Below are 23,768 nucleotides of genomic sequence, written 5' to 3'. Positions count from 1 at the left end.
CCTCTTATTTCTCTAATTCTAATAAAACACTAAGGGCTGATAAAGCGTAAAGTGGTGCTGTTTCTGCTCGCAAAATACGAGGACCAAGTCCTGCAAGAACCGCTCCCTTAGCTTCAAAACTCTCAATTTCTGCAGGTGAGAGACCGCCTTCTGGACCAAATATAAAGAGCAATTTATTTCCCTTCTCGAGTCCAGTAACTGCTTGTAAAAGCGCAGCAGCTTCTCCTTCTTTAGCCGACTCTTCATAAGCCACTACGATAGAGTCAAACTGGTCCAGCTGAGCTAGAAAATCTGCTTTTTTCTTGAAAAGTTTAATACTTGGTACAATATTACGCTTGCTTTGCTCGGCTGCTCCAAGGGCAATTTTTTCTAGTTTTTCAACTTTTTTACCCAATTTCTTGCCATCCCACTTGGCAACGGACCAATCGGCAGGGAAGGCCCAAATCTGGCTGGCACCTAGTTCCGTCACCTTTTGAGTGATAAACTCCAACTTATCTCCCTTGGGAAAACCAGATGAAATGGTCACTTGAACGGGCAGTTCCACATTGTCATCTAGTTCTTCTACCAATTCAAACTGACGAGCTTCCACATCCAGCACACGCGCCAAGCGCTTAATTCCATCATCAAAGACCAAAGTAACCTCATCATCTTCTTTCAAGCGCATAACCTGAAACATATGCTTGCTGGTTTCCCTGTCCTCGATGGTGACAGGAGAGACTGCACTCCCCTTGACAAAATACTGTTGCATCCTAGCCTCCAATCACACCTGAAATATCCTTGGTCTTCTTGAAGACGCAGGCATTCCATTCCCCTTGAATCATATGGGTTTCAAGGAAAAATCCAGCTGATTCAGCCGACTCGCGCACCATGTCCCACTTATCCTTGATAATGCCACTCATGATCAGGTAGCCTTCGTCCTTAACCAAACGATAGGCAACGTCTATTAGATGAATGAGGATATCCGCCAAGATATTAGCCACAATCACATCTGCCTCAATCTCAACTCCCTTAAGCAAGTCTCCTGCTGCTACATGGATGTTTTCCATACCAGGATTTAGCTCAATATTTTCCTGAGCAACACGAACCGCCACATCATCTAGGTCATAGGCGAAGATTTCCTTGGCACCAAGTAGCGAGCTGGCGATAGAGAGGACACCTGAACCAGTCCCCACATCCAGCACCGTTTCGCCACCACGAAGGACCTGCTCCAAGGCAAAGAGACTCATCTTGGTTGTCGGATGGGTCCCCGTACCAAAAGCCATACCTGGATCCAGCTTGATAATCTTTTCTCCCGCAGTCGCCTCATAGTCTGTCCACGACGGCACGATAGTCAAATCATGAGTAATACGAGCTGGCTCATAATATTTCTTCCAGTTGTCAGCCCAGTCTTCCTCAGCCAAGGCAGTCGTACCTATTTTTAACTCTCCCAAATCCATAAAATCCGTCAATTCTGCTAAGCGAGCCTGCAAGTCCGCCTCAACCACTGTCACATCCACCGTGTCAGGGTAGTAGGCTGTCACAACGATTTCTTCTTGCTGCTCCACCTCTGGGAAAATCTCGCCAAAGCGGTCAACATTTCCCACATAGTCCATACTGTCTTCAATCGCAACACCTTGCGCTCCCAGCTCAATCAAGAGATTGGAAACCAATTCCTCTCCCTCACGCTTCACTGTAACTTTTAACTCTTGCCATGTTTCCATTATTAAGATACCAAGCCCGTAAAACACAAAGCCAAAATAGGAAACTCTCTGAAGACGTTTGTGTCTAAGAGAAGTTTATCTTTTTGGCACCGTGTTTAGGGCGGGTTCAGTTTAGAAATTTAACCGAACCATCCTTTCTATTTCTCTATCAATTTTTTCATGTAGACCATATCCATGCCTTCTTTTTCAGCCTCAATGTGGATTTGACGATAGCCGTTTTTCTCGTAAAAAGCAACCATGCCTGCATCCTGTAACACCGTACACAAATCCCATTGTGTGATGGTTGGAAATTCTTTTTCCAGTAAGCTTAAACCTTTAGATCCATACCCTTTTCCTTGATACTGAGGCAAAATCGCTGCCGTTCCCAACCAAGCTTTCGTTAACTCGGCATTGGTCTGAACTCGTAAAAATCCGATGTTTTCTTCATCTTCTTTTACAAAGTAGTAATAGCTATTGGGACGCTCGACTAATTTCCACTTAATTCGTTCGCAGTCCTCGAGATAAGGGTCATATTCATCATGGTATTTTTCATAAACAGCCTTAAAGCTGGCTCTCTGAATTGCAATAATAGTTTCTAAATCCTCTGCTCCCGCTCGAACAAGTGTTATCATAAACTTTCCTCCAAATAATCTCTCAATCTTCCCTGCAACTGAGGCACTGCCTGTTTAGAATTGAGAAATTCCTCAATAGGCATCAATTTATAGCCCTGTCCTTCATCTCCGAAGATGATATTGTCAAATTGTTCTTGTCTTAGCTGACCAACCATAAAGACCGATTTCTTGCCTTTAAAAATTACGCTAGGATAAATCTTGCTCCAAAGCAGACAGTCTTCATCTAAATGAATTCCCAGTTCCTCATAAACTTCACGCCGAGCGCATTCAAAAGGGCTTTCGTCCCCTTCACGGCCACCACCTGGCAACTCCCACATGTTGGGACAAGGGATATCGTCCTTGTCATCACGCAAAATCGTCAGTAGCTTATCCCCACAAAAGAGGGCAATCTTGCAACCTTGGAAATCCATTCTGCTATTCAATAATTCCATGATATTTACTCTTTTCTATGATAACAATTACTCTCTAGGAAAATACGAGCTAGCTTTCTTCGATTACTTTTTGGCACTCTGCATCCCAGTATGCTTGCCATCTGCCATGTTTTTTAGCAAAATAAACCGTAAACTCATCATTTACATAATCTGCAACATAGCGAAGATTAGGCGGGTTTTCCTCATCACTTAATATCCAAGTATGGAAGTAAAAGGTTTTCTCCCACCTCTTCTGAGTATAGCCGAGATCCTTGGCATACTGAGGGATGGGTTGTTGCATCTCACTTTCCAAATAGGACTGAATAGCATTGTCAATACTATTTAAACGAGCTAATAGTTGCTGAAACTGCTCTTCTTCCTCCGTCTTAAAACCAACTAGAAATTCAAATTCCGCAAAATCTTCAGGAAATTCAAGTTCTGTGATTTTCCCATCCTCAGCATAGCGTCCTTCCTCATTAACAAGGCGACGAGCTCCTGACTTCAATACTCTCTCGAAATCTAGATCCGCAAAGCGATTGCGGGGAAGAATATCAACTGACGGCTCAGTTTTAGCTGACCTGCTCCTGAAAAACTGTTTGACTTTTTCTAGCATAATCTCCCCCTTCTCCTTGAATTCATTATTTAAAAATGTCCACTTAGAATCTTTTCTAATACCTCGGATAAGGGTAAAATTCTCCCTCTTCCAAGCCAACTTTTCCTTCTTCAAAGACTTCTTGGTTCCATTCCATGACAAATTCCTCTGCTTCTGGGTCTTCCAAAAAGTCCATGAGGGTATCTAGCCCAACCTCAGCAGTATCTTTAAGGAAAAGGGCAAAATAAGCTAAAAACTCGCGAGAAAATCCTTTTTTAGGTAGATAAGGGATAACCGTTAAATAGTCTTCTGCATTGACGGTTGACTTAGCAGGATTGTAGAAAAGGACCGCTTCCTCAAAAAGAATGTCATCTGATGAAACCTCTCCGTCTTCATCCACCATCTCCACACCTGCAGCATTTTGCGCTTCCAATAGAAAACTCACTTCTACCGCGTGGTTACGCTTGTCCCAACTAATCTCAAAGTCAAAGGGAAAGTTCTTGTCCAACTCTTCCTCTAAAATATCTAAAAATCCGTATGTTGCCATTTTGTCCTCTTTCTATGCGACTCTTTAATCGCCCCGATTGCTCGGAAATATGCTAAAATAGATACTACCATCTTACCACAAAATTATTTTATGTCCTAATTATACCATATTACCTCATTTAAACCCTTGGTATCAGTGATTTTCTTAAAAGTCTGATTTCTTCATTTCTCATAAAAATCAATATAAAAAGCCCTCGAAAGGGCTAATAAATCTATAAAATCAATAGGCGAGTAACTAGCACAAGTGGACGTGCTTTTTTATTGACTATTACCACGATACCACGCTTAATCTTAGGCTTGAACTTTCTTATCTGCAATAGCGTCTGTCAAAGTCTGAGAAAAGTTAAGTCCCATTTCTCGTCCCAACTTATCTGCCCATTTTGGTATGGTCAAAGTCTTTTTAATGGCTTCCTGACTTCCTAGGTATTCTGATACATCAACAGATACCATAGAAATAAAAGATTTATCAAGGTCATAGGTTGACACGAAATCTTCATCATCTTTAAAAGGATCATTATCAATTAAAGACAAGCTATTGATATCTGATGGCTGAGGTAACTCTCCATCACTCTCTATCAAATCTGCAACAGTTATCCCTAGCCACTCCGACCCCATAGCCAAAGCCTCAGAAATCCCCTCTCCTTGTGTAGCTGAGTATTCAAAATCTGGGAAATGGACAAAATAAGTCGCTTCTGTTCCGTCTGTGTCGTCATAATAAAATAAAGCTGGATACGTAACTAACATTTCACTACCTCCATATCAAAAAGCAGGGACTGAATTTTACAACCCAGCTTGCTTTCCTATCCCTCTTTCAGTGTACTTATTCAGCTCACCATGAAGGATTGTGATAGGTCTTTCCCCTTGCTTCTCCATTTTAATATGGGAGCCTTTACCGCCTCTAGTCTTTATCCAACCATGGGCCGTAAGGAGTTTAACCATCTCTTTTTGTGTCATAGGTATAGCGCTTTTACCTCCTGACAACACCATTATAACACGTGTTACACGTATTGTAAAGGAGTGATACTTATTATTCTATTATACATAAAAGCCCCTAGATGTGGTTCTAAGGGAAACCAATTTATTCAGACCTATTTTTCTAATGAATAGTAAAAACTGCTTCTTTATCGAGCAATTCATCATCTGTATAGTCAATTGTAAAAGTATCTCGATCTAAGACAAATTGAGGCGGAGTTGAATGAATCATAGGACCACTGCGTACTCTATATTTTTTATCTCCAATTTTTACAAACTGATACTCTTCGAAAATCTCTTCAAACCACGTCAACGTCGCCTTACCGTACTCAAGTACAGCCTGCGGCTAGTTTCCTAGTTTGCTCTTTGATTTTCATTGAGTATGATTAACTCTCAAGTCTTCGAAATCAGGATTTTCAACAGTTATTACAAGGAGGCGATTTACTACTTCAAAAACATCAATTATTCTATTTTTCATATTTTTTCAACCCATTATTAGAATGAACTTCTTGGTAAGCAAAATCAAGTTTAGATTTAATGTTTTCGTACAAATCTAAAATCTCTTTTGGAGTATCTTCCCGGAAGAAAAGTTTTCTTTTCCCTGAAATAACTTGATCACTAAGAATCCAATGACGAATTTGTTTTGTAAAAATCAAAATTTCCTGACTTGGTAGTTCCATCATTTCCATTGCTTATCACCTCTCTTTTCATTATAGTTCATACAATGACATTCAGCAATATTATTTCTCAAGTCAGCACTTCCACTTCTTTAGGCTCAACTATCCTATTTTGAGCTTTAAGGAAAATCAAATTTCTCATTCTGATACCTCTCCTCATTAAATTAAATAGTCAAAAAGATTCTATCTCACTCCCTGATTATTACAAAACCATTGAAATATCACAACTAATAGGCTAGAATGGACATAGTAAGATATAGTAGATGAGTCATTCTACTCAAATCCACGCTAGAAAGGACTGCTATGCCAGACAATCTCGCGCTTCGCATGCGCCCTAAAACCATCGACCAGGTCATCGGTCAGGAGCATCTGGTCGGACCTGGAAAAATCATCCGCCGCATGGTGGAAGCCAACCGCCTGTCCTCCATGATTCTATACGGCCCTCCGGGAATCGGCAAAACCAGTATTGCCTCTGCCATCGCTGGAACGACCAAGTATGCCTTTCGAACTTTCAATGCGACAGTTGATAGTAAAAAGCGACTGCAAGAAATCGCTGAAGAAGCTAAATTTTCTGGTGGTCTCGTCCTATTGCTAGACGAAATTCATCGACTAGATAAGACCAAGCAAGACTTCCTCTTGCCTCTCTTGGAAAGTGGACTGGTCATCATGATTGGGGCTACGACTGAAAATCCTTTCTTTTCTGTCACTCCTGCCATTCGCAGTCGCGTTCAAATTTTTGAGTTGGAACCTCTGTCTAACCAAGACGTCAAAGAGGCCCTGCAAATAGCTCTAAGTAACCCTGAGCGTGGTTTTGATTTTCCAGTAGAACTAGATGAGGATGCGCTGGATTTCATCGCAACCTCTACAAACGGAGACCTTCGCTCTGCCTTCAACTCACTGGACTTGGCTGTTCTCTCTACCCCTGAGAATGACGAGGGCATTCGCCACATCACCTTAGACATCATGGAAAATAGTCTTCAGAGAAGCTACATCACTATGGACAAGGATGGAGACGGTCACTATGATGTTCTATCTGCCCTGCAAAAGTCTATCCGTGGCTCGGATGTGGATGCTAGTCTCCACTATGCTGCCCGCTTGATTGAGGCTGGTGATTTGCCAAGTCTCGCTCGACGCTTGACCGTTATCGCCTATGAAGATATCGGTTTGGCCAACCCTGAAGCCCAGATTCATACCGTGACTGCTCTGGATGCTGCACAAAGGATTGGATTCCCAGAAGCCCGCATTCTCATTGCCAATGTCGTGATTGATTTGGCCCTTTCTCCAAAATCCAACTCAGCCTATGTAGCTATGGATAAGGCACTTGCTGACCTCAAAACATCAGGGCACTTGCCTATTCCGCGACACCTGCGTGATGGGCACTACAGTGGAAGCAAGGAACTTGGCAATGCCCAAGACTATCTCTATCCACACAACTATCCTGGAAATTGGGTCAAGCAAGACTATCTGCCAGAAAAAATTCGTAATCATCACTATTTCCAAGCAGAAGATACTGGTAAATATGAACGGGCCTTGGCTCAAAGAAAGGAAGCTATCGACCGTTTGCGAAAAATCTGAAATCCTTTTCAAAAAATTGCACTTTCCTCTTGATTTTTTTTGAAAAAGTGGTATCATATAAGTATAGAAACGCTGTGGTGTACGACTTCACACTTAAGTGTTGACCGACTATTTTTTGTATTATTAGGGAAACAAAAGTCTTCTAACAGCATGTAGGCCGTCTCACACGGAAACAGCTTCAGTTAGAGCGAGTTGCCCACCTGCTTAATTGCGCGGGTTCAATACAAACCGTGAAGTTTCGGCACCAATACAGCTTTTTTCTTTGCCTCCTTAGCTCAGCTGGCAGAGCAGCGGACTCTTAATCCGTGGGTCACAGGTTCGATCCCTGTAGGGGGCATCTACATACAACAGGAAAAGTCTTGGAACCAAGGTTTTTTTGCTTAAATAAAATTTTTTTCAAATTCTTTAGAAAACTAGCTTAAATCATAATCCAACACCAATTTTACAAATACCATAAACTAAGCTTATATACCCAAAACACAAAAAGTTCTCTTTCCACTATTTTAGAAAGAGAACTTTTTCTTTAGGAGAAATAACTTAATTTTTAATCAATTCGTGATAGCTCAGCTGGCACCGTTAAGTAATAAGTTGCAGTCAAGCTTGCTTCACCTTGATTGACAAAAATCTCGATGGAATTTTTATCTAGAACAACTTCCAATTCTTTAGCTTCAATATCTACATACCGTCGACTAGTGTCCTGTTCTTCTTCACCTAGAATTTTTTGAATAAGATGGCTACGATCAATGTAAACTTGCTGCGCATTACTATCATAACCAAATTCAAGATAATCTATATCATTTCCTAAGTGGTAATGACAATCTTTATCTATTTGGATTTGATATTGGCCTTTTTTAACAGGGAATTGTCTTAGTTTGCCATCTTCCAATCTTAGAATTCTAGGTAAAGTCATGGCACATGCCCATTTGTGTTCTTGGTCATGGGTTGGAAGGGTACGCCCCCATGTCTGCATCCAAGCAATCAGGATACGACGATTTTGATCGTCCAACAATGTTTGAGGCGCATAGAAGTCTTGGCCATGATCAATTTCTTGAACTGATTCTGGGATAAAACATTTTTCTCCCCAATCTACCTTACCCGTGAACAAAAGCGATGAGTTGATGTTATGATATGAGTCTCCCTCACGCTGATAACGCATGGGTGACATAATAAGGCAATCCTTCCCATCTAACTCGAAGTAATCTGGGCATTCCCACATAAAGCCTTGGTGTTCTACCCCTTTTAAAAAGATGGATTCGAACTGCCATTCTACTAGGTTATCGGACCCTAGTAGAACGATACAGCCCACATTATCCTTGTGTTTGGCAGCTACTACGGAGTAATAGCGTCCATCTTTTTCAAAGAGTTTTGGATCACGGAAATCAGCAGCAATCAACTCATCTGGCAAGTCTGTTCCTGTTGCAACTGGATTTTGTTCAATCTTTTCAAAATGAATCCCGTCATCTGAAAATGCCATATTTTGCACTTGGCGGACACCGGTTTTTTCTTCGATATGCCCAGTGTACATGAGCCAGAGGCGATCATCCTTGACAATGGCAGAGCCTGAGAAACAACCATTTCGGTCATAATCTTGGTCAGGAGCAAGTGCCACTGGCAAGTGCTCCCAAGTCACCAAGTCCTTACTTTTAGCATGTCCCCAGTGCATAGGTCCCCAAACACTATCATATGGATAGAATTGATAAAAGAGATGGTATTCTCCACGAAAATAGACAAATCCATTTGGATCATTGATCCAACCAATCTCAGCTGAAAAATGTTCTTCAGGCTTATATTGAGTATTAACGAGATGTTTATTTTCTGCTATAAAACGATTGGCTTTTTCTACTGTGTATTTCTTATCTCCCATAATCAACCTCTAGTTTTTGTTTGCTTGGTATTGGTCATAGTATCTTTGTTTAATAGCGAGGTAATCAGAAAGTCCGTATTTTTCAAGTTCTTTCTTGTAATCATCCCACTCAGTATCAATATTGCCATTTACAATCCATTCAGCACGTTTACGGTAGATATAGTCATTCATATCTGCTTCGATATGGGCAATTTTGTCCAAATCTTCCTGTGTCATAAAGACTCTTGGATAGTTATTGTCATTGCTCATGTAAGGAACATAATATTCTTTGATAAGATCCAAACGCCATTTGGCATCATCTGGCATGGTTGTCACTTTACCATAGTATGAATCTAGAATAGCTAGTGGTCCTCCTACTTCAGTCTTTTGACGAAGTTCTGCTGGTGCAGTTCCGTTTAGTGGTAAGTGTTTTAGACTATTTGACGCTTGATCCAATTCAAAGATGTTTTGTTGTTTGTCATCTCCATAAGTTCCCCAGTTATTTTGCACAGATTGGAGTGGAGCGTATTGTGCATCAATCCATTTAGCTGTCAATTCTAGGTTTTTGTTTACACTAGTAATAACCATCTTGTCACGTGCAAATCCCATACCGTTTGTACGAGCTACGTGTTTTTGACCACTTGGTCCAGCAAGTACTGGTAAAACATCATAACTTTCATTACTTCCAGTAACATTACTCTTATCCCATGTAAAGTAAACACCAAATTTCTGATCATGACCTTTAGCAATGTAACTATTCCAATCATGTTCGAAAGCTTCTTTATCAATCAAGCCTTTTTCTTGTAATTGACGGATAAATTTGACACCTTCTTTATAGTTATCATTATCTGCTGTGAAATCAACTTTGCCATCATTTCCTACTACTAAATGATCATCGTTATCCCCTATACCAAATGCAGCAAATAGGAATTTAAAATCTTCGTTTCCGTTACCACTAATAAATGAAAATGGAATTTCATCAGCCTCTCCATTTCCATTTGGATCCCCGTTTTTGAAAGCTTCTAGGACTTTAATCAAATCATCAGTAGTTTTTGGCATTTCAAGACCAAGTTTCTTAAGCCAATCTTTGTTAATCCAAGCCATATCGTTGACGCTGTGAATAGACTCTTTACCATCTCCAAGCTCTTCAATCCATGGGAATGAATAGATGTGTCCGTCAGGTGCTGTCATCAAGGCCTTGTATTCTGGTTTCTCATCCAAAATTTTCTTAAGATTTGGCATATATTTATCAATCAAGTCTTCAACTGGAATGATTACACCTTTCTTAGCCCAGTTCATCAAGTCCACATCTGAAGCTCCGTCGTTGTGGATAGCATCTGGTAGATCACCACTAGAAATATCCAAGTTACGTTTTTCTGCAAAGTCGGACTGGTAGTTGGTCCAATCAATATGAACTCCTGTTTCCTTTTCCAAACGTTGCAAAATTAACTTTTCATTTGGGTCTTTGGGTGCTAACGGTGAACTGGCTGTCATAAACTTCAATGTTTTCTTTTCTTGAAGCGGGAATGTTACACCTTCCAACTTATAATCTGGACTTGAAGCTGTATTTTTTGAGCTACAGGCTGCAAGTACTGATAAACTAGCTGTCAACAAAACTGCTGATTTTGTGAATGTTTTGAATTTCATGAGAAAACTCCTTTTATTTTTTCTTTTTTTATCCTTTAAGTAAACCAGCCATAATTCCTTTATCAAAGTATTTTTGGAAGAATGGATACATAACAATCAATGGCAAGCTAGAAATGACAATAGTTGCGTATTTAATCAATTCAGCTAAACGTTTCATTTCATTCATAGCCGCTTGTGCTCCAATCATGTCTTGACCTGGTTGGCTCTGAATGAGAATTTTACGAAGTACTAGTTGCAATGGTTCCAAGTTTGGATCCTTGATATAAATCATTGCATCAAAGTATGAGTTCCACTGGCCGACAAAAGCATAGAGGAAGAGAACAAACATAATTGGTTTTGCAAGAGGAAGCATGATTTTGAAGAAAATCTGTAAATCATTTGCACCATCAATGACCGCTGCTTCAACTAATTCTTCAGGCAATCCTTGGAAATAAGCCCTAGCAAGAATAATATTCCAAACATTGACAGCACCTGGAACAATGATAGCCCATGGAGTATTCAGCATGCCCAAATCTTTTACCAGCAAGTAAGTTGGGACTAAACCACCACCAAAGAACATGGTTACAATCAAGAAGTAGTTAATCCAACGGCGCCCTACCAAGTCTTTCTTAGAAAGAGGATAAGCTGTAAACACAGATAGCAAGACTGTTAAAGCCGCAAAGCCAAAAGAGTATAGTAGAGAATTGATAAAACCTCTTAGAATAGATTGGTCACTGAATACACGCTGGTAACCTTCTACCGTCCAATCGGCTGGATTAAAGCTAATCCCTCTACTAACCAGAACCTTAGGATCCATAAAGGATGCTACGACGATATAAAGTAAAGGAAGTAAGGTTATCAAAACGATAAAGACAATAATGATTTTATTTAAGAGTAAGATACGTCTATCAAATTTTGTATCCATAATCGAATTTTTCATGCTTCCCTCCTTAAATTCCTTCACCATTATTCACGCGTTTAACGATTTGGTTAACCGCGACTAGCAATACTACGTTAATCACTGCATTAAACAAACCAACCGCTGTTGAGTAAGAATAGTCTCCTGATACAAGACCAACTTTATAGACATATGTAGAGATAATTTCAGAAGTTGGCAAGTTCAACGATGTCTGCATCAGGAATGCTTTTTCATATCCGACATTCATGATTCCACCTGCAGCTAAAACAAATTGGATAACCATAATAGGCTTAAGAGCTGGAATATCAATGTGCCAGATTCGTTGGAAGATATTGGCTCCATCCAGTCGTGCTGCTTCTACTAAGGCTGGATCTACATTTACCAACGTTGCCGTGTAGAGCGTTGAAGCCCACCCCATTCCTTGCCAGATACCACTAAAGATGTATAAAGGTCTAAAGAAGTCTGGATTTGTCAAGAAGTCAGCCTTCATTCCAAACATAGAGAGAAAATTGTTAATTGGTCCTCCCACTGAAAAGAAAAGGAAAATCATACCAACGATAACAACGACTGAGATAAAGTTTGGTGCGTATAAAATGAGCTGAATTCGTTTTTTAACTTTTTCACTCAAGAGTTGATTGAGCATAATAGCAAGAATGATTGGTGGTAAAAAGCCAAGCAATAAACCATAGATACTTAATTTTAAAGTATTGGCTAACAAGATACCAAAGTTGGGAGAGGATATGAATTTTGTAAACTCAGAAAAACCAATCCAATCACTCCCTAAAATTCCTTTTAAGGGATTGTAATCTTTAAATGCGATTAAAACCCCGTACATAGGAATGTATTTAAAGATAAAGGTTAAAACTAAACCAGGGACAGTCATCAATAACAAGAGTTTTTGTTTCTTGATTCTTTCCCAAAGAGAAACTTGCTTCGCTTTGCTATTCATAGCAACCTCCTTTTTTGAAACGTTTCATTTTTGGTCGAAAAAGATAACGCTTGGCGCTGTCTATTTGTTTTGTTTTTGAAACGTTTCATTTTTGTTTTAAAAAAATAAATCTTTTTTTATCTGAATTCATTCTAACATTGTTAGCGTTTTCTGTCAAGACTTATTTTCATTTTTTGTTGTTTTTCCTTCAACAAATTTCACTGGTAGGATTGTCTGCAAATTAACAGTCTTTCCATCAATAATATCAAACAAAATCCGAACCGCTTCTTTTGCCATTTCTTCCAATGGTTGTTCAATAGTTGAAAGTAGATAATCTCTATCTCCAGCCATTTTAATTCCATCGTATCCAATAATTTGGACATCATGAGGAATACGTTTACCATTTTTTTCTAGTATATCAATAACATCTAAAGCTGCAAAGTCGTTAATTGTAAAAATTCCATCTATAGAATGATTGTCTTCCAAGAAACTCTCTAGCTTTCCATGATAGTCAGTAACTGTCTCATCCAAATCAAAAATACTAAGAGGTATTTTATGCTCTTGGACATACTTTTCAAAGGAAATTCTACGACGTTTGGTTTCATTAATGGTTGTATTATGTCCGCCCACAAAGGCTAAATGCTGACATCCTTTACTAATTAATTGTTTAGCTGCTTCTCTTCCACCTGCATCATTATCTGATGAAACACAAGGAATGGCAATATCTGAGTATGTGCGGTCAATACTAACAAAGGGAATTCCTGACGTCAAGTAATGTTCAATTGGACTATAGGTAATGGCAACCACTCCATCAACTTTATTATGACGCAACATCTCCAGATAGTCTTGCTCTCTATTTGTACCATTGATAGAACATAAGAGTAATTTGTTATTTCTCTTATAGACTTCATTTTCCACATGCATAGCAAATTCTGAAAAGAAGGGATGCCAGATACTTGGTACAATGATTGCAATCGTTTCTGTTCGATTTTTTTTCATTCCTCTAGCATAGTAATCTGGAATGTAATTCAAAGTTTTAATCGCTTGCTCCACTTTTTTCAAGGTTACTTCTTTAATGCCTTTTTCTTTATTAATCACACGTGAAACTGTTCCAACGCTAACTCCTGCTTCTAAAGCAACATCTTTCATGGTAATTGATTTTCTTTGTTCTACCATATTATCACCTCCTTTCAATATATAGTATCATGCAAACGCTTTTTTAGCAACTATTTCTCAATCATTTTTGTCCAGACCCTTTTTCCCATCATGAATAAAATCACTCCAATTAGCTTTTGAAAATACTTCAATTTTCATGTGTAAACATCTACATAAAACAGGAAAAGACTTTGCTTGCTTCTATCTCCCCTTTTTCATGATGTATTTTCGTTCTGGTGCATCAATGGTTTGAATGATCTCAAATCCTTCTTTTTGATAAAGGTGCTGAGCTGCTTGATTTGCTTCGAAGACATTTAGAGAAATAGTATCTATGTCTCCATTTTCAAAGGCCAAACTAACAAATTTCCTTAAAGCCTGACTACCTAAGCCTTGCCCCTGTTTCTGAGGATTGATAAAAAATCTTCCAATATGAAGATTGCTGTCTTCTAGCCTGATTTTCTGGATAAGCCCGACAAACTCTTGTCCTTCAAAGATTGAAAAGATTCCTTCCAACTCTTGCAAGACTTGAATTGTCAAGGGAAAAGGAATCATTGTTCCCATCCATTGTTCTTGAAATGATTTGCCTAGGGAGTTGGACCATTGGCATACGAGCTGAGCGTTTTCTGGGCTCACCTTTTCTTCAAAACGAATTGTCATCTTTTCCTCCCCATCTTATCTATGTTTCTCCATTATACTACTTCTCCCATTTTTTACGAATAGATAAGTATGATTGATTTTTATTTTTTTCTTGTTGGGAGCATTCTCGCTTCCTTTCTTGGTTTGGTCATTGACCGCTTTCCAGAGCAATCCATTATCCGACCGGCTAGTCACTGCGATTCCTGTCAGACTCGCTTGCGTCCCTTAGATTTAATTCCGATTCTCTCGCAGGTCTTCAATCGCTTTCGCTGTCGCTACTGCAAGGCTCCTTATCCTGTCTGGTATACCCTTTTGGAACTAGGCTTAGGACTCATATTTCTGCTTTACTCTTGGGGATGGCTCTCCTTGGGACAAGTCATCCTAATCACCGCTGGTTTGACCTTGGGTATCTACGACTTTCGCCATCAGGAATATCCCTTACTGGTCTGGATGACTTTCCACCTAATCCTCATGGCTTCCTCTGGCTGGAATCTGGTCATGATTTTCTTCCTTGTTCTTGGAATTTTGGCTCATTTTATCGATATTCGCATGGGCGCAGGGGATTTTCTCTTTTTAGCTTCTTGTACTCTCGTCTTTAGTGTGACTGAATTACTCATCTTGATTCAGTTTGCTTCTGCAACAGGAATTCTAGCCTTTCTCCTGCAAAAGAAAAAGGAAAGACTTCCTTTCGTGCCTTTCCTCTTGTTCGCTGCTTGTGTGATTATTTTTGGTAAGCTACTGCTTGTTTGATAAAGTCCAATTTTTGCCATATGTCCTTCATGAAATTATTTCACAGTTGAATTATAAATTATTTCTTTTGTACAAAGGAATGATGTTATCAAATCGATCTGTTCTTTTATCTTCTTGATACTGATCAAAAAATTTCATTTCGACTGAAAATATTTCGCTTATAAACTGTAAACGAATACTTTGTTTAGACATTATAGTCGCTAGACTGACTAGATGATTACTCAAAACGACGTCCAGGATACTCTTTACTTTGCTTGGTTTTTTTACAAAAATTTGATCATCCAAAGGTTCAATCATTTTGTAACCTTTTTGCGCAATTTGACGATAAAAGTAAGAATGTTGCTTTGGAGTCAATAATCCTAACTTAAAAGCTCGATACTCTAAAGCCTGTATCGAAACATTCAAATCCGACTTCAATAAAATATAACTATCAGGATTGCTGACACGCTTGCCAACCTTCTCTTCAAATTTGACTAAAAACTCTTCTTTTGGCAATAAAAAACATGATGCAAAATAATTTGCTTCTTGCTCCAAACGATCGCCATCTTCATTCATATCTTTACATTTGTGTAAAAGAATATGTCCTAGCTCATGAGCTAAGTCAAAATTTCGACGTACAGATGATTTATTCGTCCCCAACACAATATAAGGTCTTCCCAATTTTGACCATGCGCTATAAGCATCAGCTTGACCATTAATTAATCGTTCCACGATATAGATGCCTGAACGTTCTAATTTATAAAGCAAATCATGATTATCTTTTGAAATACCTAATTTTTCCCTGGCATAAAGAGCCAATTCCTCAATAGATTCTTCCTTATGATAAGATTCACTCACTACATTACTTAGGTCATGAATTGTAATATTAGGTATAATTACAAAACTTTCAAAATAATCAATCAAACTATCTACCTTATGTAAATACATAGTTTGAATATCTATTGTTTTCCGTGTTGCTAGATCTGCATTTCTAAAGGCAATTACAGAAGAATCAAATCGAATGCTCTCTTCTTCCTGTTCAAAATAAGTTAAATCAACATGAAATTGGTTGGCCAAATGCATTTTGGTTGATAATTTAGGTTTCGTTTCGTTGGACTCAAACTGCCAAATGGCTTGTTCCGTTAAATTAATTCTCTGAGCCAATTCTGCTCTACTTAAACCATTTAACAGCCGTAATTCTTTCAATACCCGACCATTAAACATTTACATACTCCTTACTACTTTTGACCTTCTTGTTTTTCTATTCTTGGAATAATTTCAAAATCTTCTGTTTCCGATAATTCTGAAAAATTAGGAATATTTTGATATTTAGCTTCTTCGAAATGGTACGAACTTGATTGAATATACTCAGACAAATCCTGAATCAAGTGTAACTGACCAGTTCGTGCATCAGGCATAACAACATCTACAGATATAATATTGTTTTCTGAGTCCGCCTCATAAGTTAAAATCATAAATTTTTCGATATTCGAATTTTTGGTAGCTTGTTCAATTTCTTGAATCATTTCATCAGAAACTAACTCCATCTGAATTGGAAAAGAATGACTATCTTCATCATTTTTGTAGGAAGAATGTTGATTAAGATAAAGTGTATTCATCCGAGCATATTCAAATAAGTAGCCACTCTTATTTTTTTGTACCAAAGGAAATTGGCTCGTAAGTCGCTTCTTACCCTTTATAATTAACAATACTTTCCCATATTTTTCTGTATTTGTTTCAAATTCTAAATATCCCCAAGTCTGTCCTGCTAATTGTAATTTATACTCAAACAAATCTGCTGATGCAAATGCATTATCAATATGATTAGGTCGCGTCCATGCATAACCATTCGACACTTTCATTGTCTCTCTTTTTTCTAGACGTTCATCTACATAATCTTTTTGCCCTTTCATCAAAGTATCTACAATTTTTTGTGCCTCAAGTGAATCAAAGAGATCCTGATTCAACATAATTCTTCCTCCTCCGAATACTTTTTAATGAATTATATCATTTTCTTAAAGAAATTACTACAATAATTAGCTTTTTCTTAAAGTTATATATTAGAGTAATTTAGCAAATGATATCTAAAACCAGCTTTTCTCCTGCAAAAGAAAAAGGAAAGACTTCCTTTTGTGCCTTTCCTCTTACTTGCTGCTTGTGTGATTATTTTTGGTAAGCTACTGCTTGTTTGATAAAGTCCTGAATCGGCTCTCCTTGGTGGAGGGCTTTTACAATTTTCGAACCGACAATAACACCATCCGATACCGCATTGAAGCGTTCTACATCAGCTTGACTAGATACGCCAAATCCTGTCAAGACTGGGATATCGGCCACTTGATGAAGTTGTGCCAAGTGCTTGTCCAAATCTGCGCGGTAATTGCCTGATTTCCCTGTCACCCCATTGATGGCAACCGCATAGACGAATCCTTCTGCCCCATCAATCAACTCTTTCTGACGCTCAAGCCCTGTCGTCAAACTAACTAGAGGAATCAAGGCGATGTCTGTATCTGCCAAAAATGGTTCTACAAAGTTGGCATGCTCATGAGGCAGGTCTGGGATAATCAAGCCCTTCACAGCTGTATCAGCCAGATCTTTGACAAAATTCTCCACACCGTACTGAAAGAGGGGGTTGAAGTAGGTCATGATGACCAGTGGAACATCTGTTTCAATTGTTTTCAAGGTTTCAACCAAAGCCTGGGTAGAGGTCCCGTGGGCTAAACTGCGCAGGCCAGCTTCTTCGATAACAGGTCCATCTGCAACAGGATCTGAAAAGGGAATGCCCACTTCAATTGCAGAGACACCTAAATCTTCTAAAAAGTGAATTGTTTCCCCAAGTCCATCCAAACCTTTCTCATGGTCTCCAGCCATGATATAGGGAACGAAAATTCCTTTTCCAGCTGCTTTTATAGCGTTTAATTTTTCTGTTAGTGTCTTAGGCATGAGCTTCTCCCTTCTTTGCTGCATCTGCTTCCAAGCGGTCCTTGACTTGAACCACATCCTTGTCCCCACGACCTGATAGACAGACAATCATAGACTTGTCTGGTCCAAGTTCTTTGGCCAATTTCACCGCAAAGGCGATAGCATGACTCGATTCCAAGGCTGGGATAATCCCTTCCACACGAGACAAGAGTTGGAATCCTTCCAAGGCTTCTTCGTCTGTTACAGGGACATAGCTGGCACGTTTAATATCGTGGTAGTGAGAATGCTCTGGACCGATACCAGGATAGTCCAAACCTGCTGAGATAGAGAAGGCTTCAAGAATTTGACCATGGGCATCTTGGAGCACATCCATGAGGGAACCGTGAAGGACACCTGGACGACCCTTGGTCAAGGTAGCTGCGTGGTGCTCTGTATCCACACCAAGTCCAGCCGCTTCAGCTCCATACATAGCTACAGACTCATCTTCTACAAAGGGATGGAAGAGCCCAATAGCATTAGATCCACCACCAACACAGGCTACTAGGGCATCGGGCAGATTTTGACCTGTCATATCGCGATACTGTTGTTTAGCTTCGCGACCGATGACACTTTGGAAGTCACGAACGATTTCTGGAAATGGATGAGGCCCCAAGGCAGAACCAAGGATATAGTGGGTATCGTCGATATTAGCCACCCATGAACGAAGGGCTGCATTGACCGCATCCTTGAGCACGCGCGAACCATCTGTTACAGCCTCGACCTTGGCTCCCAAAAGCTCCATGCGGAAGACATTGAGGGCTTGGCGTTTGACATCTTCCTCACCCATGTAGATGGTACATTCCATGTTAAAGAGGGCCGCAGCAGTTGCAGTTGCCACACCGTGCTGACCAGCACCCGTTTCTGCGATAATTTTCTTTTTACCCATGCGTTTGGCAAGCCAAACTTGTCCTAAGGCATTGTTAATCTTGTGGGCTCCTGTATGGTTAAGGTCTTCCCGTTTGAGATAAATCTTGGCTCCGCCGATATGCTGGGTCAAGTTTTTTGCGTAATAAAGAGGAGTTTCACGTCCTACGTACTGGCGCAAAAGCTGGTTTAATTCCTCTTGGAAACTTGGGTCTGCCTGACTTTCACGGTAGGCCTTCTCCAACTCCAAAACTGCTGTCATCAATATTTCTGGGACAAAACGTCCGCCGAATTTTCCGTAAAATCCATCTTTATTTGGTTCCTGATATGCCATGCTTTACCCTCTCTATAAATCTTCTAATCTTTTCATGATCTTTTTGTCCATCTGTCTCCACTCCGCTTGATACATCTACTGCATAGGGAGTAAAGTGTTGAATTGCTTTTACTACATTGTCTTCATTAAGCCCACCTGCGATAAAGAAAGGCTGAGTTAGTCCAATCGTATCCAGTTGACCCCAGTCAAAGGTCTGACCACTCCCAGCCACAGGGGCATCAAAGAGTAGATAGTCTGCCTGAGAATTGGGCACATGACCCTCTCCATCCACCTGCACAGCCTGAATACTGGCACAAGGCAAATTCTCAAACAAATCATCCGCCACCTGACTGTGAACTTGAACCAAGTCTAGGCCAACTTTTTCAATCGCTTCTAGCAGTTCTGCCCGACTTGGTGAAACAAATACACCAATCTTTTTGACATCTGCAGGAATAAGCTTTGCCATCTCAGCAGCCTCTTCCAAAGTCACCTGTCTTTTACTAGCTGCAAAGACAAAACCGATGTAGTCGGCTCCTGCTGAAACGGCTGTTTCCACCGCTTCTTTGGTCGATAGTCCACAAATCTTAACCTTTGTCAATTTGCAACTCCTTGATTCTTTGAGCCACATCCTCTGCCTGCATAAGAGCTGTCCCAACCAAAATTCCGTTAAAGTATGGCGCTACTCGTTCCGCATCCTGCCCTGTGAAAATAGCAGATTCAGAAATGTACAAGCAATCATCTTTGAAATGTTTAGCCAAATTTACACTGGTCTGCAAGTCAACTTTAAAGGTGGTCAAGTTGCGATTATTGACCCCGATAATTTGAGCCCCAAGGCGGTGAGCCACCTCTAGTTCAGCTAGATTGTGGGTTTCCACCAAAACTTCCAGACCAAGCTCTGTCGCGTAGTCATACAGTTCCTTGAGGCGTTCTTCGGACAAGGCTGCCACAATGAGCAAGATAACTGTCGCACCTGCATTGCGAGCGCGGATGATTTGCTTTTCATCGATGATAAAGTCTTTGTTGAGCGTCGGAATCTCTACCTGACTGGAAATTTCCCGTAGATAATCCAAATGCCCTTTAAAGAAAACCTCATCTGTCAACACCGAAATCATCACTGCTCCGTTTTCTTCATAAGTCTGGGCCTGTTGCACAATATCCACATCGAGATTGATATCTCCCAAACTAGGGCTAGCTTTCTTGACCTCAGCGATTACCTGCAAGCGGTCCTGATGATTCGTCAAAAATTCTGCCAAGCGATAGGTCTGGCGCAGAGGCTGGATTTGCTCCAGCTTCATCTGCTCCACCTCACGCGCCTTCTGCTCCAAGATTCGTGCTAAAAATTCCTGACTCATTTTTGGTACTCCTGCAACAATCTGAGTTTTTCAAGGGCCTTGCCACTAGCAATGACTTGACGGGCCAAGGCAACTCCTTCCTTGATGCTATCAACTTTACCATTAGCATAGAAACCAAGACCAGCATTTAAGACTGTCGTTTCCAAGAATGGACTTGGTTCATTTTTAAGAACGCTAAGCAAAATTTCTGCATTTTCCTGAGCATTGCCTCCACGAATATCTTCGATAGCGTAGCCTTCCATTCCCAAATCCGCTGGATTAAAGCTTGACAAGGTGATTTCGCCATTTTCAAGAAGAGCAATTTTGGTTGTTCCATTTAAACCAGCTTCATCCAATCCTTCTGGTCCAGCAACTATGATGGCACGTTTGCGACCCATATTTTTCAAAACCTGAGCTGTACTTTCTAGCAGTTCTGGACGACTAATACCAAGAAGCTGTGTTTCCAAAGCCATTGGATGAATCAGTGGACCAGTCAAATTCATAATCGTTGGAATTCCCAATTCCAAACGAGCTGGCATGATGTATTTCATAGCTGGGTGCATATTTTTAGCGAAGAGAAAGACGATTCCAGTTTTATCAAAGACCTTACCTAGTTCAGCTGGTTTGAGGTCAAGATTGATTCCCAAGGCTTCGAGGACATCTGCGGAGCCAGATTTAGAAGAAATCGAGCGGTTACCATGCTTGGCCATGTGAATACCGCCACCAGCCAAGACAAAGGCTGCAGTTGTGGAAATATTAAAACTGAAAGACTTGTCCCCACCTGTACCACAGTTGTCCATGGCATCATGAATCTCAGTTGGAATATGCTGGGCATGTCCTCTCATGACTTGGGCAATGGCTGTGCGTTCTTCAGGTGTTTCCCCCTTCATCTTAAGAGCTAAGAGGAGAGAAGCAATCTGCGCTTCAGTTACACGCCCAGTTACGATACGCTCAATGACATCCATCATTTCCACACCTGATAAATTTTCAAATTTTGCTAGTTTTTCAATAATCTCTTTCATCCTAGTTTCCTCACTTTACAACCTTCTCGATAAAATTCCGAATAGAAGACAAGCCGTCTGGCGTTCCAATGCTCTCTGGATGGTACTGGAAGCCATAAATCGGTAGGTTTTTATGTTGAATCCCCATGATGGCTTGGTCATCAGTCGAACGAGCTGTCACTTCAAAGTCTTCTGGCATTTCCTCAATCAAAATACTGTGATAACGCATGACCGCACGGCCATCCTCAATACCTTGATACAAAACAGATGGCGCTTCAAAGTTGATATTGCTCTGTTTCCCATGCATGACTTTTGGAGCCAAACCTAGCTTACCACCAAAGACTTCTGCAATGGCTTGGTGACCCAAACAAATCCCTAGAATCGGCTTCTTGCCTGCAAAATCACAAATCATGTCTTCCATCTTTCCAGCATCAACTGGCCAACCAGGACCAGGAGAAAAGACCAGACCATCTGCTTTTTCAGCTTCTTCATACAGCTTGGAATCATCATTTCTCAGAACCTGAACTTCTGCAAAATTCCCAATGTATTGGGCCAAGTTATAGGTAAAAGAATCATAGTTGTCAATCAATAAAATCATGGTCTTAGTTCTCCAATTCTAGTCATAGATTTTGCTTTGTTAATGGTTTCTTGGTATTCGTTTTGGGCGATAGAGTCGTAGACAATCCCTGCCCCAGCCTGCACATAGGCTCTTTGATTTTTGAGAATCATGGTTCGGATGGCAATGGCCAAATCCATATCACCCGTCGCAGACAAGTAGCCGATTGCTCCCGCGTATACGCCCCGTTTTTCTGTTTCCAGTTCATAGATGCGTCTCATAGCTCGAATCTTTGGTGCTCCAGAAACTGTTCCAGCAGGAAGTGTTGATTTCAAGGCATCCATAGCAGTGAGTTCTGGAAGCAAACGTCCCTTGACCACGCTGGTCAAATGCATAACATAGCGGAAGAGCTCCACCTTCATATACTTAGTAACTTGGACACTGGCCGTTTCAGAGATGCGGCCAATATCGTTACGCCCCAAGTCTACCAACATTCGATGTTCTGCTGTTTCCTTCTCATCAGAGAGGAGGTCAGTCGCCAAGGTCTTGTCTTCTTCATCCGTAGCCCCTCTTGGTCGCGTCCCTGCAATCGGATTGGTTGTCACGATGCCATTTTTGACAGAAACTAAACTTTCTGGACTAGCTCCGATGATTTGATAATCCCCAAAATCATAGAAATAAAGGTAATTAGAAGGATTAGTCACGCGGAGATTTCTGTAGAAGTCAAATGGATTTCCAGTAACTTCTGCTGAGAAACGCTGGCTGAGTACACATTGGAACATATCTCCGTTACGAATCAAGTCACGAGCTGTTTCTACCATTCCCTCAAACTTATGTGGAGCGATATGCGGTTTGAAGTCTAACGGAGATAGATCCAAGTCTTCAAATTCATTTGGAGCAGGAATGCGTAATTCCTCAAGCACTTGGTTCAAGGATTTTTCCAAGGCCTCTTGACTGCGCTCACTATAGAGAGCATCCTCGATGACATGAATTTTTTCCTTCTTGTGGTCAAAGACAATGTAACTCTCATAGACGAAGAAATGCATGTCTGGCGTTCCAATTGTATCTTCAGGAATTTGACCAATTTCTTCATAAAGCGAAATCATATCGTAACCAACAAAACCAATAGCTCCACCACCAAAAGGGAGCTCTGAATGGTGCTGGCTCTTATGAGTCACTTCATAAAGGAAATCCAAGGGATCCTGATCAATCATTTTCCCATTTTGGTAAAGAACTCCATTTTCAAACTTAATCTCAAAAACAGGATTATAGGCTAAGATAGAAAAACGAGCTGTTTCCTTGTCTCTCGGAATACTCTCTAAGATAACCTTGTGTTGTCCCTTTAAGCGCATATAAGCTAAGATTGGTGATAAGACATCTCCATGAATGATTCGTTCCATTGTAATTTCCCTTTCAGTTCTACTTCTAGTCCGTGGCGACTGTATGAAAAATCCCCACGCAAAATAACTTGCGTGAGGACGAAATTCGCGGTGCCACCTCAATTATAGGATTTCTCCTATCTCTCATTCCTGTCTTAGAAAGATTCTGTAACAGGCTGTGCGATAAAGGGCACTCCCTTGAGAATGATGTTTTCTTCTCTCGTTTCAGATGGACCCAACCTTACAGTTTTCTCTGCTTGTTTTCAGCAACCACAAGCTCTCTGTGAGAGAAAGGACTGTAATTTTTCCATCTTTTATTTTTTAGCTTCTAGGTAGTCTGCAATCGCAGCTACGTCCTTGTCTCCACGACCAGAGACATTGATGAAGAGATGTTCATCTCGGTACACCTTTATACTCTTCAAACCGCGTCAACTTCACCTTGCCGTA

The 23,768-nt window shown here is 40.4% G+C and carries 27 protein-coding genes, 1 tRNA gene, 1 pseudogene and 1 other annotated feature; of the genes and pseudogenes, 4 read left to right on the top strand and 25 right to left on the bottom strand.

What is annotated here, in order from left to right:
* Positions 1 to 4 precede the first annotated feature (4 nt).
* The 10 genes from HT691_RS02220 to HT691_RS02180 all read right to left on the bottom strand — a co-directional run bounded on the left by HT691_RS02220 (position 5) and on the right by HT691_RS02180 (position 5,520).
* Entirely contained in the window at positions 5 to 748 is a 744-nt protein-coding gene (locus tag HT691_RS02220) for a 16S rRNA (uracil(1498)-N(3))-methyltransferase (protein ID WP_172921721.1), read from the bottom strand.
* A gap of 1 nt (position 749) precedes the next feature.
* A complete protein-coding gene (gene prmA / locus HT691_RS02215) occupies positions 750 to 1,700 on the bottom strand; it encodes a 50S ribosomal protein L11 methyltransferase (protein WP_172921722.1) in 951 nt (316 codons plus the stop codon).
* A gap of 137 nt (positions 1,701 to 1,837) precedes the next feature.
* On the bottom strand, positions 1,838 to 2,311 hold the full coding sequence (locus tag HT691_RS02210) for a GNAT family N-acetyltransferase (RefSeq protein WP_000631889.1): 474 nt from the start codon (positions 2,309 to 2,311) through the stop codon (positions 1,838 to 1,840).
* Entirely contained in the window at positions 2,308 to 2,742 is a 435-nt protein-coding gene (locus HT691_RS02205; RefSeq protein ID WP_000421871.1) for an NUDIX hydrolase, read from the bottom strand. The genes HT691_RS02210 and HT691_RS02205 overlap by 4 nt, the downstream gene beginning before the upstream one ends.
* Before the next feature lie 49 nt (positions 2,743 to 2,791).
* Positions 2,792 to 3,334, bottom strand: coding sequence for a hypothetical protein (locus HT691_RS02200; RefSeq protein WP_138701967.1), 543 nt, complete (start codon positions 3,332 to 3,334; stop codon positions 2,792 to 2,794).
* A 55-nt stretch (positions 3,335 to 3,389) separates the two neighbouring features.
* Positions 3,390 to 3,860 (bottom strand): DUF3013 family protein, encoded by a 471-nt coding sequence (locus HT691_RS02195; RefSeq protein WP_000257084.1) that lies wholly within the window; start codon positions 3,858 to 3,860, stop codon positions 3,390 to 3,392.
* A 290-nt stretch (positions 3,861 to 4,150) separates the two neighbouring features.
* On the bottom strand, positions 4,151 to 4,603 hold the full coding sequence (locus HT691_RS02190) for a type II toxin-antitoxin system HicB family antitoxin (RefSeq protein ID WP_172925238.1): 453 nt from the start codon (positions 4,601 to 4,603) through the stop codon (positions 4,151 to 4,153).
* Positions 4,604 to 4,639: 36 nt separating this feature from the next.
* A complete protein-coding gene (locus tag HT691_RS02185; RefSeq protein WP_001132283.1) occupies positions 4,640 to 4,819 on the bottom strand; it encodes a type II toxin-antitoxin system HicA family toxin in 180 nt (59 codons plus the stop codon).
* A gap of 136 nt (positions 4,820 to 4,955) precedes the next feature.
* Positions 4,956 to 5,144 carry a hypothetical protein gene (locus HT691_RS11090; protein ID WP_171039925.1) on the bottom strand — a complete coding sequence of 63 codons (189 nt, stop codon included), beginning with the start codon at positions 5,142 to 5,144 and terminating at the stop codon, positions 4,956 to 4,958.
* Positions 5,145 to 5,298: 154 nt separating this feature from the next.
* Positions 5,299 to 5,520: a hypothetical protein gene (locus HT691_RS02180; RefSeq protein ID WP_000425689.1), complete on the bottom strand. Its 222-nt coding sequence runs from the start codon at positions 5,518 to 5,520 to the stop codon at positions 5,299 to 5,301.
* Between the two features lie 291 nt (positions 5,521 to 5,811).
* On the opposite strand from HT691_RS02180, the gene HT691_RS02175 reads away from it, so the two are divergent.
* A complete protein-coding gene (locus HT691_RS02175) occupies positions 5,812 to 7,083 on the top strand; it encodes a replication-associated recombination protein A (protein ID WP_049543072.1) in 1,272 nt (423 codons plus the stop codon).
* A 264-nt stretch (positions 7,084 to 7,347) separates the two neighbouring features.
* Positions 7,348 to 7,420 (top strand) — tRNA-Lys (locus HT691_RS02170).
* A 207-nt stretch (positions 7,421 to 7,627) separates the two neighbouring features.
* On the opposite strand, the gene HT691_RS02165 is transcribed toward HT691_RS02170, so the two are convergent.
* The 6 genes from HT691_RS02165 to HT691_RS02140 all read right to left on the bottom strand — a co-directional run bounded on the left by HT691_RS02165 (position 7,628) and on the right by HT691_RS02140 (position 14,211).
* Positions 7,628 to 8,947 (bottom strand): glycoside hydrolase family 32 protein, encoded by a 1,320-nt coding sequence (locus tag HT691_RS02165; RefSeq protein ID WP_138701965.1) that lies wholly within the window; start codon positions 8,945 to 8,947, stop codon positions 7,628 to 7,630.
* A gap of 9 nt (positions 8,948 to 8,956) precedes the next feature.
* Entirely contained in the window at positions 8,957 to 10,573 is a 1,617-nt protein-coding gene (locus HT691_RS02160) for an ABC transporter substrate-binding protein (protein ID WP_138701964.1), read from the bottom strand.
* Positions 10,574 to 10,601: 28 nt separating this feature from the next.
* Complete coding sequence (locus HT691_RS02155; RefSeq protein WP_031243260.1) at positions 10,602 to 11,492, bottom strand: carbohydrate ABC transporter permease; 891 nt, start codon at positions 11,490 to 11,492, stop codon at positions 10,602 to 10,604.
* A gap of 10 nt (positions 11,493 to 11,502) precedes the next feature.
* Positions 11,503 to 12,420, bottom strand: coding sequence for a sugar ABC transporter permease (locus tag HT691_RS02150; RefSeq protein ID WP_001084980.1), 918 nt, complete (start codon positions 12,418 to 12,420; stop codon positions 11,503 to 11,505).
* A 153-nt stretch (positions 12,421 to 12,573) separates the two neighbouring features.
* On the bottom strand, positions 12,574 to 13,575 hold the full coding sequence (locus tag HT691_RS02145; protein ID WP_000230199.1) for a LacI family DNA-binding transcriptional regulator: 1,002 nt from the start codon (positions 13,573 to 13,575) through the stop codon (positions 12,574 to 12,576).
* A gap of 180 nt (positions 13,576 to 13,755) precedes the next feature.
* Positions 13,756 to 14,211: a GNAT family N-acetyltransferase gene (locus HT691_RS02140; protein ID WP_023932626.1), complete on the bottom strand. Its 456-nt coding sequence runs from the start codon at positions 14,209 to 14,211 to the stop codon at positions 13,756 to 13,758.
* Positions 14,212 to 14,280: 69 nt separating this feature from the next.
* On the opposite strand from HT691_RS02140, the gene HT691_RS02135 reads away from it, so the two are divergent.
* A complete protein-coding gene (locus HT691_RS02135) occupies positions 14,281 to 14,940 on the top strand; it encodes an A24 family peptidase (protein ID WP_023932624.1) in 660 nt (219 codons plus the stop codon).
* Between the two features lie 51 nt (positions 14,941 to 14,991).
* Here HT691_RS02135 and HT691_RS02130 read toward each other — a convergent pair whose 3' ends face one another.
* Complete coding sequence (locus tag HT691_RS02130; protein WP_023932622.1) at positions 14,992 to 16,143, bottom strand: XRE family transcriptional regulator; 1,152 nt, start codon at positions 16,141 to 16,143, stop codon at positions 14,992 to 14,994.
* 14 nt (positions 16,144 to 16,157) lie between these two features.
* Positions 16,158 to 16,889 carry a hypothetical protein gene (locus HT691_RS02125; RefSeq protein WP_023940758.1) on the bottom strand — a complete coding sequence of 244 codons (732 nt, stop codon included), beginning with the start codon at positions 16,887 to 16,889 and terminating at the stop codon, positions 16,158 to 16,160.
* 123 nt (positions 16,890 to 17,012) lie between these two features.
* Between HT691_RS02125 and HT691_RS02120 the strand changes: the two are divergent.
* Positions 17,013 to 17,111, top strand: a pseudogene (locus HT691_RS02120) (prepilin peptidase); the annotation flags it as partial.
* Here HT691_RS02120 and trpA read toward each other — a convergent pair.
* The 7 genes from trpA to trpE are packed head-to-tail and all read right to left on the bottom strand — an operon-like array spanning position 17,083 to position 23,342.
* Complete coding sequence (gene trpA / locus HT691_RS02115; RefSeq protein WP_023932618.1) at positions 17,083 to 17,859, bottom strand: tryptophan synthase subunit alpha; 777 nt, start codon at positions 17,857 to 17,859, stop codon at positions 17,083 to 17,085. The pseudogene HT691_RS02120 and the gene trpA overlap by 29 nt on opposite strands.
* Positions 17,852 to 19,075, bottom strand: coding sequence for a tryptophan synthase subunit beta (gene trpB / locus HT691_RS02110; protein ID WP_023940760.1), 1,224 nt, complete (start codon positions 19,073 to 19,075; stop codon positions 17,852 to 17,854). The genes trpA and trpB overlap by 8 nt, the downstream gene beginning before the upstream one ends.
* A complete protein-coding gene (locus HT691_RS02105) occupies positions 19,053 to 19,652 on the bottom strand; it encodes a phosphoribosylanthranilate isomerase (protein ID WP_023932616.1) in 600 nt (199 codons plus the stop codon). Before HT691_RS02105 ends, trpB begins: the two co-directional genes overlap by 23 nt.
* Positions 19,639 to 20,406, bottom strand: a complete 768-nt coding sequence (gene trpC / locus HT691_RS02100) for an indole-3-glycerol phosphate synthase TrpC (protein ID WP_172921724.1) — start codon at positions 20,404 to 20,406, stop codon at positions 19,639 to 19,641. Before trpC ends, HT691_RS02105 begins: the two co-directional genes overlap by 14 nt.
* Positions 20,403 to 21,407 (bottom strand): anthranilate phosphoribosyltransferase, encoded by a 1,005-nt coding sequence (trpD, locus tag HT691_RS02095; protein ID WP_023932614.1) that lies wholly within the window; start codon positions 21,405 to 21,407, stop codon positions 20,403 to 20,405. The genes trpC and trpD overlap by 4 nt, the downstream gene beginning before the upstream one ends.
* A 10-nt stretch (positions 21,408 to 21,417) precedes the next feature.
* Entirely contained in the window at positions 21,418 to 21,984 is a 567-nt protein-coding gene (locus HT691_RS02090; protein ID WP_000601921.1) for an aminodeoxychorismate/anthranilate synthase component II, read from the bottom strand.
* Positions 21,981 to 23,342, bottom strand: a complete 1,362-nt coding sequence (gene trpE / locus HT691_RS02085; protein ID WP_000439608.1) for an anthranilate synthase component I — start codon at positions 23,340 to 23,342, stop codon at positions 21,981 to 21,983. Before trpE ends, HT691_RS02090 begins: the two co-directional genes overlap by 4 nt.
* 71 nt (positions 23,343 to 23,413) lie before the next feature.
* Positions 23,414 to 23,639, bottom strand: a binding site (T-box leader).
* Between the last annotated feature and the right edge of the window lie 129 nt (positions 23,640 to 23,768).

Origin of the sequence: Streptococcus sp. 477 (assembly GCF_013277295.1) — a bacterium.
In the GTDB taxonomy this organism is placed as follows: Bacteria; Bacillota; Bacilli; order Lactobacillales; family Streptococcaceae; genus Streptococcus; species Streptococcus pseudopneumoniae.
The sequence above is the reverse complement of the archived record's forward strand: the minus strand, read 5'-3'. Positions and strand labels throughout refer to the sequence as shown.